Here is a 14,072-nt window from a genome sequence, read left to right on the forward strand (position 1 = left end):
TCAAGCTGCAAGTAAGAGCAGGACGCTTTCACTTGCAGCTTGTCGCTTACAACTTGAAGCTGGTGTTTAACCGATAGTCATCAGGCTGGCATTACCGCCTGCCGCAGCGGTGTTGACGCTCAACGCCCGCTCGATCACCAGGCGCTCCAGCGCAATCGCCGTTTCGCCCTGCGACAGACCCTGCACGCCAACAATCGCACCGCCACGCTGCGCCACTTGCTGGCACACCGCGCGCAGTTGGTCGGAGTCACCGTGATGCAGGACCGCGTCGAACACCACGTCGTCCTTGGTCCAGTCGGCCACGCGCTTGATCTTCGCCTGAATGTCTTTCGGCAAGCGTGGGAACAAGGCCTTGGTCAGCTCGGTTTCCGGCCATACCGCCGAACCGCCTACCGCCAATACCGCGGCCAGTTGGGTCAGCAGGTCGCCTTCCACGTCAGCCAGGCACAGCACGTGTTCGCGCGGCAGGATCGCATAACTGTTGCGCTCGCCGGTCGGGCCGGCCAGTTGGCGGGTGATACCGCTTTGCGACTGTGCGGCAAATTGTGTGCACAGGCTGCTCAGTTCGCTGAACGTGTGACTGTCGGCCCAGGTTTTCAGGGCGGTCAGCGGTTGGCTCATGGCGTCGCGCAGGCGCAGGTCGGGTGCGGTCAAGGCGTCGCCACGTACGAAGGATTGCTCGATCGCATCGGTAGGACGGGTCGACAGCAGGCGGTACAAGTACAGCGGGCCACCGGCTTTCGGGCCGGTACCCGACAGGCCTTCGCCGCCGAACGGTTGCACGCCGACCACGGCGCCGACGATGTTGCGGTTGACGTAGACGTTGCCGGCGTTGACGTTGTCGATCACCTTGGCGATGGTCTCGTCGATGCGGGTGTGCACGCCCAGGGTCAGGCCATAGCCGGATGCGTTGATCTGGCCGATGAGCTGGTCGATCTCTTTACGCTTGTAGCGCACCACGTGCAGCACCGGACCGAAGATCTCGCGTTGCAGCTCGTCGAAGCTTTCCAGCTCGATCAGGGTGGGCATCACGAAGGTGCCACGCTTGATCTCGTCGCCATCGGCAATCGCCACCTGGTAAACGTTGCGGCCTTTGTCGCGCATGGCCTGGATGTGTTTCTCGATGCCGGCCTTGGCTTCGGCGTCGATCACCGGGCCGATATCCACCGACAGGCGCTCCGGGTTGCCCAGGCGGCATTCGGCCATGGCACCCTTGAGCATTTCGATGACGCGCTCTGACGAATCTTCCTGCAGGCACAAGACGCGCAGGGCCGAGCAACGTTGGCCGGCGCTGTCGAAGGCCGACGACACCACGTCGATGACCACTTGTTCGGTGAGCGCCGATGAGTCGACGATCATCGCGTTCTGGCCACCGGTTTCGGCGATCAGCGGAATCGGACGCCCCTGGGCATCCAGGCGCCCGGCGACACTGCGTTGCAGCAAGCGTGCAACCTCGGTGGAACCGGTGAACATTACGCCTTTGACGCGCTCATCACCGACCAGGCGCGCACCGACGCTTTCGCCCTGGCCCGGCAGCAATTGCAGCACGCCTTGCGGAATGCCGGCTTCGAGCAGGATGCGTACAGCCTGGGCGGCGACCAGCGGGGTTTGTTCGGCAGGCTTGGCCAGTACCGGGTTGCCGGCGGCCAAGGCAGCAGCGACCTGGCCGCTGAAGATTGCCAGCGGGAAGTTCCACGGGCTGATACACACCACCGGGCCCAATGGGCGGTGGGCGTCGTTGGTGAAATCGTTGCGTGCCTGCACCGCGTAGTAGCGCAGGAAGTCGACGGCTTCGCGCACTTCAGCGATGGCGTTGGCGAAGGTCTTGCCGGCTTCACGGGCCAGCAGGCCCATCAGTGGCTGGATCTCGCCTTCCATCAGGTCGGCGGCGCGCTCCAGGATCGCGGCGCGCTCGGCGGGCGGGGTGGCCTGCCAGATGGGCGCGGCGCTGATAGCGCACTGGATGGCATTGTCGACGTCTTCGACAGTGGCTTCCTGAACATGACCGACCACATCGCGCAGGTCGGACGGGTTCAGCACCGCCGCAGCCGGCTGTTCGCTGGAAGTGCAACCGAGCATCGGCGCGGCTTTCCAGTTGTTATGGGCGGTGGCCAGCAGGGCACAGGACAGCGATGCCAGGCGATGCTCGTTGGCCAGGTCGATACCGGCCGAGTTGGCGCGGTCGCGGCCATACAGGTCACGCGGCAGCGGGATGCGCGGGTGCGGCAGGCCGAAGCCGCCTTCCACGGTCGCCATCTGCTCGATGCTCGCCACTGGATCGGCCACCAGCTCCTGGATCGAGATGGATTGGTCGGCGATGCGGTTGACGAACGAGGTGTTCGCGCCGTTTTCCAGCAGGCGACGCACCAGGTACGCCAGCAGTGTTTCGTGAGTGCCGACCGGAGCGTACACGCGGCACGGACGGTTCAGCTTGCCTTCGGAAACCTTGCCTACAACCTGTTCGTACAGCGGTTCACCCATGCCGTGCAGGCATTGGAACTCGTATTGGCCGGGGTAGTAGTTCTGACCGGCAATATGATAGATGGCCGCCAGGGTGTGGGCGTTGTGCGTGGCGAACTGCGGATAGATGACTTCCGGCACCGACAGCAGTTTGCGTGCGCAGGCAATGTAGGAAACGTCGGTGTACACCTTGCGGGTGTACACCGGGTAGCCTTCGAGGCCTTCGACCTGGGCGCGCTTGATTTCGCTGTCCCAGTACGCGCCTTTTACCAGGCGGATCATCAGGCGGTGGCGGCTGCGGCGGGCCAGGTCGATCACATAGTCGATCACGTACGGGCAACGCTTCTGGTAGGCCTGGATCACGAAGCCGATACCGTTCCAGCCGGTCAGTTGCGGCTCGAAGCACAGGCGCTCGAGCAGGTCCAGGGACAACTCGAGGCGGTCGGCCTCTTCGGCGTCGATGTTCAGGCCGATGTCGTACTGCTTGGCCAGCAAGGTCAGCGACAGCAGGCGCGGGTACAACTCGTCCATCACGCGCTCGTACTGCGCGCGGCTGTAACGCGGGTGCAGTGCCGACAGCTTGATGGAGATGCCCGGGCCTTCATAAATCCCACGGCCGTGGGAGGCTTTGCCGATGGAATGAATGGCTTGTTCGTACGAGGCCAGGTACTTCTGCGCATCGTGCTCGGTGAGCGCGGCTTCACCGAGCATGTCGTAGGAATAGCGAAAGCCCTTGGCTTCGAACTTGCTCGCGTTGGCCAGGGCTTCGGCGATGGTTTCGCCGGTGACGAACTGCTCGCCCATCAGACGCATGGCCATGTCGACGCCCTTGCGGATCATCGGTTCGCCGCTTTTGCCGATGATGCGGCTCAGGGACGAGGTCAAACCGGCTTCGTTATGGGTGGCGACCAGTTTGCCGGTCAACAGCAGGCCCCAGGTGGCGGCATTGACGAACAGCGACGGGCTGTTACCCAGGTGCGGGTGCCAGTTGCCGGTGCTGATCTTGTCGCGGATCAGCGCATCGCGGGTGCCTTTGTCCGGGATGCGCAGCAGCGCTTCGGCCAGGCACATCAGCGCCACGCCTTCCTGGGACGACAGGGAAAACTCCTGCAGCAGACCCTGAACGATACCGGCACGGCCGCCGGCGCTCTTCTGGTTGCGCAGCTTCTCGGCAATCGTGGCAGCCAGCTTGTTGGTGGCTTCGGCCATGTCGGCCGGCAGGCGAGCCTGCTCGATCAGCATCGGCACCACCTCCGGCTCGGGGCGACGGTAAGCGGCGGTGATCGAGGCACGCAATACCGACTGCGGCAGGATGCTCTCGGCGAACTCGAGGAAGCACTGGTGCGCGTGGTCGGCCTGAACCTCGCCCGCATCGTCGGCGTCCTTGCTGCTCAAGCCATTGAGCTCGTTTAGGGTTGCACCACCCTCGAGTTTCTCCAGGTAATTGAAAATTGCCTGTTTGATCAGCCAGTGCGGCGTGCGATCAATGGAGGACGCGGCGGCCTTGAGGCGTTCGCGGGTCGGGTCGTCGAGTTTGACCCCAAGGGTGGTCGTAGCCATATTCTTATCCTCATGGGTGCCACTACCGAGTGGCATCTGCTGGCGGCAAGATTAGCTTTGCCCATGGCGAGGTGCAACCGGGTGCAACCCTTTTTGTTCATGAAATTTACGACGCTTGATCGGAAAAAAACCGGCCTTCAACCGAATCGGCTGCTTGTCGGTGCATTTGCTTCTGAGATTGAGTGTTCTTGCTCCGAAAAGGAGCAAAAACGCGGTGTTTGTCCTGAAATGCGCCCAGGTGCAACTTATTCGCAAGAAACTGGTTGCACCTTATTTACATTGTTGAATAGCATTCGCGCACCAAGGTGCAACCACCTCTACGGTTTGGTTCATCGGCTGGCGGCTTTCCTGGGGAAACGCCAGTCATAAATGCGCGGCATTCAGCATCGTTTATCGGGTTACTACCGGTAGCGGTCTGACAGACCGTCGCTACATAAAAACAAAGCCAGGGCGTCACTTCTATGAGCGTTAGTAATCCAACCCTGATCACGTTCGTGATCTATATCGCAGCAATGGTGCTGATCGGCCTGATGGCCTATCGCTCCACCAACAACCTTTCCGATTACATCCTTGGCGGTCGCAGCCTCGGTAGCGTGGTGACAGCCTTGTCCGCCGGTGCTTCCGATATGAGCGGCTGGTTGTTGATGGGCCTGCCGGGCGCGATCTATATGTCGGGCTTGTCGGAAAGCTGGATCGCCATCGGCCTGATCGTCGGTGCCTACCTCAACTGGCTGTTCGTGGCCGGTCGCCTGCGGGTGCAGACCGAACACAACGGCGACGCCCTGACCCTGCCGGATTACTTCTCCAGCCGCTTCGAAGATAAAAGCGGCCTGCTGCGGATCATTTCCGCGGTGGTGATCCTGGTGTTCTTCACCATTTACTGCGCCTCCGGCATCGTGGCCGGTGCGCGCCTGTTCGAAAGCACCTTCGGCATGTCCTACGAAACAGCGCTGTGGGCCGGTGCCGCGGCGACCATCGCCTACACCTTTATCGGCGGTTTCCTGGCGGTCAGCTGGACCGACACCGTACAAGCCACGCTGATGATCTTCGCGTTGATCCTGACGCCGATCATTGTGCTGCTGGCCACCGGCGGCGTGGACACCACCTTCCTGGCCATCGAAGCCAAGGACCCGACCAACTTCGATATGCTGAAAAACACCACCTTCATCGGCATCATCTCGCTGATGGGCTGGGGCCTGGGTTACTTCGGCCAGCCGCACATCCTTGCGCGGTTCATGGCGGCGGATTCGGTGAAGTCGATTGCCAACGCGCGACGCATCTCCATGACCTGGATGATCCTGTGCCTGGGTGGCACCGTGGCGGTGGGCTTCTTCGGCATCGCTTACTTCTCGGCGCATCCTGAGGTGGCCGGTCCCGTGACCGAAAACCCCGAGCGCGTGTTTATCGAACTGGCCAAGATCCTGTTCAATCCATGGATTGCCGGTGTCTTGCTGTCGGCCATCCTTGCGGCCGTGATGAGCACCCTGAGCTGTCAGTTGCTGGTGTGCTCCAGCGCCCTGACCGAAGATTTCTACAAGGCATTCCTGCGCAAAGGCGCTTCCCAGCTTGAGCTGGTATGGGTCGGTCGGATCATGGTGCTGGTGGTGGCCTTGATCGCCATCGCCATGGCCGCCAACCCGGAAAACCGCGTACTGGGCCTGGTCAGCTACGCCTGGGCCGGTTTCGGCGCCGCCTTCGGTCCTGTGGTGCTGATCTCGGTCATCTGGAAAAACATGACCCGCAACGGCGCATTGGCCGGCATCCTGGTGGGCGCGATCACCGTGATTGTGTGGAAACACTTCGAGTTGCTGGGCCTGTACGAAATCATCCCAGGCTTCATCTTCGCCAGCCTGGCGATCTACTTCGTGAGCAAGATGGGTGCACCGACTGCCGGTATGGTCGAGCGCTTTGATGCGGCGGAAAACGATTACAACCTCAACAAGTAACAACGCTGGGCGTTGAGCGCCCGGTCATGGAAAGGAAGGCCTGCGTCCGATGGATGCGGGCCTTTTTTTATGCCTGAACGATCAGGCCTTGAGGATTCCGGCTTCGCCGATGTAGGACCTTACTTATTTTCCTGAGCAGTGCCCGACTCGGTAAACGGCTGTTGCAGAATCGCTCACTCACCCTTCGCAGAGAAACACCGGATGTTCGCTCCTGCCAATCAAAGTGCCTTTAATCTGACCCTGGATGGGGAGCCTTGTGATCTCAAGGTTCATGGATTCATGGGCGATGAATTTATCAGCCTGCCCTTTCGCTTTGACCTTGAGTTGGTCAGCGAACAACCCGACCTTGACCTCGACAGCCTTCTGCACCGTCAGGCATTCCTGGGATTCGACGCTCAGGGTCACGGTATTCATGGCCAGGTTTACCGCGTCGCACAAGGCGATTCGGGCAAGCGCCTGACCCGTTACCAGATCACCCTGGTACCGCAGTTGGCGTATCTGGAACACAGCACTCACCAGCGGATATTTCAGCAAAAAACCATCCCGCAGATCATTGCGCGGGTGCTGGAGGCTCAGGATATTCAGGCGGATACCTTCGTGTTTCGCCTGAGCGGTCAATACCCCGAGCGCGAGTACTGTGTTCAGTTCGACGAAACCGATTTGCAGTTCATCCAGCGCTTGTGCGTTGAGTCGGGCATTCACTATCACTTTCAGCACAGTCCCGAGCGTCACTTGCTGGTGTTTGGTGATGACCAGAGTGTGTTCAGCCAGCCGGACCAGGACACGTCCTACCTGGCGGGTTCCGGGATGGTGGCCGGGGCCCCGGCGATCAAGCGCTTCATCCTGCGGCTCGAAACCCGTTCCGCCGGAGTGAACCTGCGGGCCTACGACTTCAAAAAGCCCAGCCTGGTATTGGAAAGCACGGCATCCAGCGGGCAACGCCCGACCCTCGACGAACAGCGCTACCCGGGTGACTTTACGGACCGAGCGCACGGCAAGTACCTGGCGCAACGTGTGTTGGAGCGTCACCGCAGCGACTTTCGCCAGGCCAGCGGTATCAGCGACCAGCCGGCGCTGGTCACCGGGCGGTTTCTGAAGATGGCCGACCACCCGCGTCAGGAATGGAATGATTTGTGGCTGGTTACCCAGTTGCACCATACCGGGCAGCAGCCGCAAGTATTGGAGGAGTCTGCGCCTGAGACCTATGGGGATGACGTGCGCGCAGGCTACAGCAACGAATTTGTAGTCACGCCTTGGGATGTGCCGTTCCGAACACCTTTGATCATGCCCCGGCCCCACCTGTCGGGCTACCAGAATGCGGTGGTCACCGGGCCGGCCGGCAGTGAGGTGCATTGCGACGAATACGGTCGGGTCAAAGTGCAGATGGCCTGGGACCGCGACGGGGAACACAACGAACATTCCAGTTGTTGGCTGCGCGTGGCGAGCGGCTGGGCCCATGACGGTTATGGGGCGGTGCTGACCCCGCGAGTCGGCATGGAAGTGCTGGTGGGCTTCGTCGATGGCGACGTGGACATGCCGCTGGTGATGGGCTGCCTGCCCAACGCGGCGAATCGTTTGCCCCTCGACCTGCCGGCGGAAAAGACCCGCAGTCTCTTCCGCAGCCAGAGCAGCCCCGGTGGCGGTGGCTACAACGAACTGCGCATCGAGGACCGCCAGGGCGCCGAGGAGATCTACCTGCGCGCCCAGCGCGACTGGACCCAGCACGTGTTGCATGACCAGCAGGTGCAAGTCGATAACCAGCGCCGGGTCACGGTGGGCGCCGAGTCGCACCATGAATTGCAGGGCGAAGAGCAACGCATCACCCACGGCAATCGCCTGACTGAACTCAAGCAGGATGACCACCTGATGGTCGGCGGTTCGCAGCACATGCGCGCCGCTCGCACGCTTGAACTGGGGGCAGGGCAGTGCATTGTCATCGATGCAGGGGCCAGCGTTACGATTCAGGCGGGAGGGCAGTCGATCACGCTGTCGGCGGGCGGCATTTTCAGCAGTGTGCCGATCCAGCCGGGCGGGGCGCCGGCAGCTACGACGGCGCCGTTGACGCCTGGCTTGAAGGAGGCGGTGCAGGCGGTTTCCCCGCGCCCTCTGAGCCCTGTACAAGTGGCCAACCTGAAGCGCAGCGCGCCGTTTTGCGAAGAATGCGAGCGTTGCCGGGCCGGGCAGTGTGATATCACCGGGCATGCACGGAGTGTTTCCTGATGCGCACACCCATGGACCCCCGCAGTTGGCTGGCACAGCGTCCCCTGCTTGCCGATGAGCGAATCTATGCCGTACTCGGCAATGCCAGCGACGCCAAGCCGCTCGCCGCCTGGCAAGCCACGGCGGCGGCGCCGCTGCCCCAAGCGATCTGGGCAGGCACGGCCTACGCGCACTGGGAGGAGGTGATGCCTTATGTGGGCATTGTCGAGCCGGGCAGCGCGTTTCTCGAGTGGGTAGCCGCCGCAAAAGCCACGGATTGGGGGTGGCTGGCGGTATCCTCCAGTCCATTGGAAAGCGTGGTCGCCCACCTGCAGGGCTTGAGCAAGGTATTGATGCCCAATGACCAGGCGGTGTTTTTCCGCTTCTGGGACGGCGCCCGGTTTCAGCCGATGTGGCAGCACTTGGGCGACCAGGCAGGGGAGGTCATGCCGGTGTTTGGGCGTTACCTGATCAATGGCCAGCCGCTGACGGTGGCAACTGGCCCGGTCACGCCAGCTCAAGCGTGCCCGTGGTGGCGAGTGCCTGCGTCGTTGCTCAGGCACCTGGAGGAACAGGCGCCGGGCGTGCTGATCGACAACCTGTTGCAATGGCTGCAAGAGCAGCGTCCTGATCTGTATGCGGCCTTCACGCCGGCCACCTTGCAGCACAAACTCGGCTGGTTCGTGCGCAGGCCGGGGGCCAGCCATACTGCACTGGTCGATTACCTCGCTTCGCAGCTGAGTTAGACAAAGACGCCACCCGCCATGCGGCCCTGCACCTTTGTGCCGGTAGAAGGTAAACTTCGCCCCCTGCGCAGGAGCAACCATGAATTATCGTCACGCCTTTCACGCCGGCAACCACGCCGATGTCTTCAAACACCTGACCTTGACCCGCCTCATCGCCCTGATGTCGCGCAAGGAGCAGCCGTTCGCCTACCTCGATACCCATGCCGGCATTGGTCTGTATGACCTGCAGGGTGACCAGGCCAACCGCACCGGTGAATACCTGGAAGGCATCGCCCGCCTGTGGGGCGCAAACGACCTGCCGCCGCTCACCGCCGATTACATGCGCGTGCTGCACGAGATGAACCCGGATGGCCAGTTGCGCTACTACCCGGGCTCGCCGGAGCTGGCACGGCGCCTGACGCGTCCCCAGGACCGTGTGCTGCTCAACGAAAAACACCCGGAAGATGGCGTGCTGCTCAAGGACAACATGAAGGGCGATCGCCGGGTCAAGGTGCACCTGGGCGAAGGCTGGCATCTACCGCGTGCCCTGTTGCCAGTGCCGGAAAAACGCGCGCTGATGCTGATCGATCCACCGTTCGAAAAGCTCGATGAAATGCAGCGCTGCGCGGCGTCCCTCAAGGAAGCCGTCAGCCGCATGCGCCAGACCGTCGCGGCGATCTGGTACCCGGTGAAGGACCAGCGCATGCTGCGCCGCTTTTACCAGGACCTGGCCGGCACCGGCGCGCCGAAACTGTTGCGCGTGGAATTGCTGGTGCACCCGCTGGACACCCCCAACACCCTGACCGGCTCGGGCCTGGCGATTGCCAACCCGCCGTGGGGCCTGGAAGAGGAATTGCGTGAGCTGCTGCCGTGGCTGTCCAGACAGCTTGGCCAGACCCAGGGTGGGTGGCAGATGGATTGGCTTATCGCGGAGTAACCGGCTTTCAAGCAAACACAAAACCAAGTGTGGGAGGGGGCTTGCCCCCGATGGCTGGGTGTCAGTCATTACATCTGTAACTGACACTCCGCTATCGGGGGCAAGCCCCCTCCCACATTTTTGATCTGTGTTGTGCTTTAGATCGGCGAGGTCAGGCCAGTGCGGCCGATCCATGGATTGGCTTATCGCGGAGTAACCGGCTCTGAAGCCAAGCACGGACCCAATGTGGGAGGGGGCTTGCCCCCGATTGCTGGGTGTCAGTCATTACATCTGTAACTGACACTCCGCTATCGGGGGCAAGCCCCCTCCCACATTTTTGATCTGTGTTGTGCTCTAGATCGGGCAGGTCATGCCGGTGCCGCCGATCCATGGATTGGCTTATCGCTGAGTAACCGGCTCTGAAGCCAAGCACGGACCCAATGTGGGAGGGGGCTTGCCCCCGATGGCTGGGTGTCAGTCATTACATCTGTAACTGACACTCCCCTATCGGGGGGCAAGCCCCCTCCCACATTTTTGATCTGTGTTGTGCTTTAGATCGGGGAGGTCATGCCAGTGCGGCCGATCCATGGATTGGCTTATCGCGGAGTAACCGGCTCTGAAGCCAAGCACGGACCCAATGTGGGAGGGGGCTTGCCCCCGATGGCTGGGTGTCAGTCATTACATCTGTAACTGACACTCCGCTATCGGGGGCAAGCCCCCTCCCACATTTTGATCGGCGTTGTTTTTTAGATCGGGCAGGTCACGCCTGTGCCGCCGATCCCGCAATAGCCTTGCGGGTTCTTCGCCAGGTACTGCTGGTGATACGCCTCGGCGAAGTACACCGTCGGCGCTTCGTCGATTTCGGTGGTGATCTCACCCAGGCCGGCGTTGGTCAGCTCTTGCTGATACGCCTGGGCACTGGCCTTGGCGGCCGCCAGTTGCTCCGGCGTGGTGGCATAAATCACCGAACGGTACTGGCTGCCGATGTCGTTGCCCTGGCGCATGCCCTGGGTCGGGTTGTGCAGTTCCCAGAACATCTTCAGCAGGTCTTCGTATTTCACTTTGGCCTGGTCGTACACCACCAGCACCACTTCGCTGTGGCCGGTCAGGCCTGAGCAGACTTCTTCGTAGGTCGGGTTCGGCGTGAAGCCGCCGGCGTAGCCGACCACGGTGCTGACCACCCCATCGCGCTCCCAGAATTTGCGCTCAGCGCCCCAGAAACAACCGAGGCCGAAGATCGCGAAACCCACGTCGTCGGTAAAGGGGCCCAGCAACGGGTTGCCGTTGACGAAGTGAGTTTCCGGCAATGCCATCGGGGTTTCGCGGCCAGGCAACGCTTGTTCTTGAGTAGGCAGCACGTTTTTGTTCACCAGAATTTCCGAGCGCAAGACCATGATCAGTCCTCTCGTCAGGTTGAGTTACAGTAAATTTTCAGACAGCCAGTGTGCCCGAGTGTTACCGCGCTGTCAGGCAATTGGCCCGCGTGGATAGCGTTTAAGCTTTTCCAGCAGCTCTGCACCGGGGATTGGCCGATCGAACAGATAGCCCTGGCCCACGTCGCAACGGTGCCGGCGCAGGAACGCCAGTTGCTCGGCGGTCTCGATGCCTTCGGCTACCACCTTGAGCTTGAGGTTGTGGGCCATGGCGATAACCGCCGAGGTGATCTCCATGTCGTCCTGGTTATCCGGGATTTCGTGGATAAAGCTCCGGTCGATCTTAATGATGTCGATGGGGAATTTTTTCAAGTAGCTCAGCGACGAGTAACCGGTGCCGAAGTCGTCCATGGCCAGGGTCAGGCCGAAGCTTTTCAACTGGTCCAGTTGCAGGCGCGTGTCTTCGGTGGCTTCCAGCAGCAGGCCTTCGGTCAGCTCCAGCTCCAGCAGATTGGCCGGCAACTGTTCTTCCTTGAGGATCGTGGCAATCGAGGCCACCAGGTCCGGGTCGGAAAACTGCTTGGGCGACAGGTTGATTGCCACCTGCAAATTACCCAGGCCCGCCGCCGTCAATTGACGGCTCATGCGGCACGCCTGACGGGCGACCCATTTGCCGATGGGGATGATCAAGCCGGTCTCTTCGGCCACGCTGATGAACTGGTCGGGGCGGATCATGCCCTTGTCCGGGTGGTTCCAGCGCAACAGCGCTTCCATGCCCAGCAGGCGACCACTGCGCAGGCACAGCTTGGGCTGGTAGAACACGTCCAGCTCATTCTGGGTCAGGGCGCGGCGCAGGTTGTTTTCCACAAACAGCTTGTAGCTCGCCTCGGCATTCAGCGCTTCGGTAAACACCTGCACCTGGTGTTTGCCGTTGGCCTTGGCCTTGTGCAGGGCCAGGCCGGCGTTGCGCATCAGGGTCTGCGGGTCGCGCCCGTGCAGCGGCGCGCAGGCCAGGCCCACGGAGCCGGTCACGCTGATCAACTGGTTGTCGACAAACATCGGCTTGTCGAGGGTGGCCAGCAACTGGCTGGCGACCTGCTGGCCGGTCTCCATGTCGGCGTCGTCGAGCAGCACCGCAAACTCGTTACTGGCAAAGCGCGCCAGGCTGCCGCCGCTGCTCAAACTGTTGCGCAGACGGCGGGCCAGGCTGATCAGCAACTTGTCACCGGTCTGGTGGCCGAGACTGTCGTTGATCCGCTTGAAGTTGTCGATGTCCACCAGCAGCAGGCTGATCGGGCTGTCGCTGTCGCGGGTAAAGCGCTCGTCGAGGTTGCGGATGAACGCCGGGCGGTTGCCCAGGTTGGTCAGGTTGTCGGTGTAGGCCAGGCGTTCGATGCGCTGTTGCGCCAGCTTGGTCTGGGTAATGTCTTCGTAGATGCCGATGTAATGGGTCAACTCACGGTTGTCGCCATACACCTTGGAAATCGACAACTGGCCCCAGTAGGGTTCCAGGTTTTTGCGCCGGCTTTTGAATTCGCCTTGCCAGCTGTTGCTTTTGGCCAGGACCGACGGCGCGTCGAACAGCAATTCGCTGAGGTTCTCCAGGGCCGGCAACTGCGCCAGGCGGTGGCCGTGCACTTCTTCGGCGCTGTATTGGGTAATGGCGGTAAAGCTTGGGTTGACGTACTCCACCACGCCATCGCAATTGACCAGCAGAAAAGCGTTGGCGCTCTGTTCCACCGCGCGCTGGAACAGGTGCAGGGCGCTGGTGGCGGTGCGCCGGTTGTGGTTGTTGATGACTTGGGCGAACTGGTCCGCCAGCTCGCCGGCAAAGGCGATCTCATCGGACTGCCATGCCCGCGAACTGCCGCTTTGCTCCAGGCACAGCACGCCGACGACCTGGCCATCCACCCGGATGCTCGCGTCGAGCATGGCGTGGACATCCTTGGCGATCAGGCTTTCGGCCATTTCCCGGGTGCGTGGGTCGCGCATGGCATTGGTGGCATCAATGGCGCGACTGCTGTGCAGGGCTTCGAGGTAATCGGGGAAGCAACTGGCGTCGATCGCTTCGGGCAAATGGTGGCGTTGATCGGCGCGGTGATAGGCCGAAATCGGCACCAGGCGCTGGCCTTCCAGATTCCAGATGCTGGCGCAATCGATCTGATAGATGTCGCAGGCGCTGCGGGTGATCAATTCGGCGGCTTCTTGCAGCGAATTGGGTGTGGTGTAGCGCTGGCGCGCCAGCAGCAGGATCAACTCCTGCTGGGCGCGCACCCGCTCCAGGTGCTGCAGTTGCTCCTGCTGCGCGCGCTGGTTGAGTTCCAGGGCGATTTGCAGGCGGCTGTTCTGGTTTTCCAGGTCGGCGGTCGGCACCGTGACGGGAAGTTCGCTGAACAAGCCATCCACCACCATCAGGTAGCCGCGCAGCAGGTGACGGTTGTGTTGTTTATAGGCCTCGCCCATTTCGAGCAGGCTCAGCGGGCCATCGTTGGTGTGCAGGGTGTAGCGCACCAGGTAGTGGGCGCTGTGGGTCAGTTGCTGCTGGATCGCGTCGTGCAGTTGATAGCGCGCCTGGGGTTCCATCAGGCTGGCGTACGGCGTGCCCAGCAGGGCGCACAGTTCGACCGCCGACAAGCCGAATTGGCGCTCGCAATTGGGGTCGAGGTAGAGCAGCGCCCAGCTTGCCTCATTCAGCCGCTCGAAACGCAGCATACCGAGGCGCGAAGGCACCGGTAATTGCGTCACTACCTCGGTCGCCATTCGGGCAACATCGGGTTGGCTTTTCATGGGGGAAACTCGCTTGGGAAAATGCGCACGACGCCGGGCTCACGCCCCTCTTTACTGTTGCTTGCGGCAAGGTTGCATCATGCGGCACGCACTGACAAGAGAGGAT

Annotated in this window: 7 protein-coding genes; 4 read left to right on the forward strand and 3 right to left on the reverse strand. The window is 61.7% G+C overall.

Going from position 1 to position 14,072, the window contains the following annotated elements; translation table 11 throughout:
• Positions 1 to 66 precede the first annotated feature (66 nt).
• Positions 67 to 4,020: a trifunctional transcriptional regulator/proline dehydrogenase/L-glutamate gamma-semialdehyde dehydrogenase gene (putA, locus tag PspCFBP13528_RS08415; RefSeq protein ID WP_065950173.1), complete on the reverse strand. Its 3,954-nt coding sequence runs from the start codon at positions 4,018 to 4,020 to the stop codon at positions 67 to 69.
• 461 nt (positions 4,021 to 4,481) lie between these two features.
• Between putA and putP the strand changes: the two genes are divergently transcribed.
• From putP to rlmJ, 4 genes are all read left to right on the forward strand, one after another.
• Positions 4,482 to 5,966: a sodium/proline symporter PutP gene (gene putP / locus PspCFBP13528_RS08420; protein ID WP_137199981.1), complete on the forward strand. Its 1,485-nt coding sequence runs from the start codon at positions 4,482 to 4,484 to the stop codon at positions 5,964 to 5,966.
• A 201-nt stretch (positions 5,967 to 6,167) separates the two neighbouring features.
• Positions 6,168 to 8,186, forward strand: coding sequence for a type VI secretion system tip protein VgrG (locus PspCFBP13528_RS08425; protein ID WP_137199982.1), 2,019 nt, complete (start codon positions 6,168 to 6,170; stop codon positions 8,184 to 8,186).
• Entirely contained in the window at positions 8,186 to 8,911 is a 726-nt protein-coding gene (locus PspCFBP13528_RS08430; RefSeq protein WP_137199983.1) for a DUF4123 domain-containing protein, read from the forward strand. Before PspCFBP13528_RS08425 ends, PspCFBP13528_RS08430 begins: the two co-directional genes overlap by 1 nt.
• Positions 8,912 to 8,990: 79 nt before the next feature.
• Positions 8,991 to 9,827 (forward strand): 23S rRNA (adenine(2030)-N(6))-methyltransferase RlmJ, encoded by an 837-nt coding sequence (gene rlmJ / locus PspCFBP13528_RS08435; protein WP_137199984.1) that lies wholly within the window; start codon positions 8,991 to 8,993, stop codon positions 9,825 to 9,827.
• 725 nt (positions 9,828 to 10,552) lie between these two features.
• On the opposite strand, the gene msrA is transcribed toward rlmJ, so the two are convergent.
• Positions 10,553 to 11,200, reverse strand: coding sequence for a peptide-methionine (S)-S-oxide reductase MsrA (gene msrA / locus PspCFBP13528_RS08440; protein ID WP_101218987.1), 648 nt, complete (start codon positions 11,198 to 11,200; stop codon positions 10,553 to 10,555).
• 72 nt (positions 11,201 to 11,272) lie between these two features.
• Positions 11,273 to 13,966 carry a GGDEF and EAL domain-containing protein gene (locus tag PspCFBP13528_RS08445; RefSeq protein ID WP_065951562.1) on the reverse strand — a complete coding sequence of 898 codons (2,694 nt, stop codon included), beginning with the start codon at positions 13,964 to 13,966 and terminating at the stop codon, positions 11,273 to 11,275.
• Positions 13,967 to 14,072 lie beyond the last annotated feature (106 nt).

It is taken from the genome of Pseudomonas sp. CFBP13528 (assembly GCF_005233615.1).
Lineage (GTDB): Bacteria > Pseudomonadota > Gammaproteobacteria > Pseudomonadales > Pseudomonadaceae > Aquipseudomonas > Aquipseudomonas fluorescens_AM.

Bases quoted from the DNA above. Each gene is read 5' to 3' on its own strand.
- PspCFBP13528_RS08425 (WP_137199982.1), top strand. From the start codon at position 6,168: ATGTTCGCTCCTGCCAATCAAAGTGCCTTTAATCTGACCCTGGATGGG.
- putP (WP_137199981.1), top strand. From the start codon at position 4,482: ATGAGCGTTAGTAATCCAACCCTGATCACGTTCGTGATCTATATCGCA.
- PspCFBP13528_RS08430 (WP_137199983.1), top strand. From the start codon at position 8,186: ATGCGCACACCCATGGACCCCCGCAGTTGGCTGGCACAGCGTCCCCTG.
- rlmJ (WP_137199984.1), top strand. From the start codon at position 8,991: ATGAATTATCGTCACGCCTTTCACGCCGGCAACCACGCCGATGTCTTC.
- PspCFBP13528_RS08445 (WP_065951562.1), bottom strand. From the start codon at position 13,966: ATGAAAAGCCAACCCGATGTTGCCCGAATGGCGACCGAGGTAGTGACG.
- putA (WP_065950173.1), bottom strand. From the start codon at position 4,020: ATGGCTACGACCACCCTTGGGGTCAAACTCGACGACCCGACCCGCGAA.
- msrA (WP_101218987.1), bottom strand. From the start codon at position 11,200: ATGGTCTTGCGCTCGGAAATTCTGGTGAACAAAAACGTGCTGCCTACT.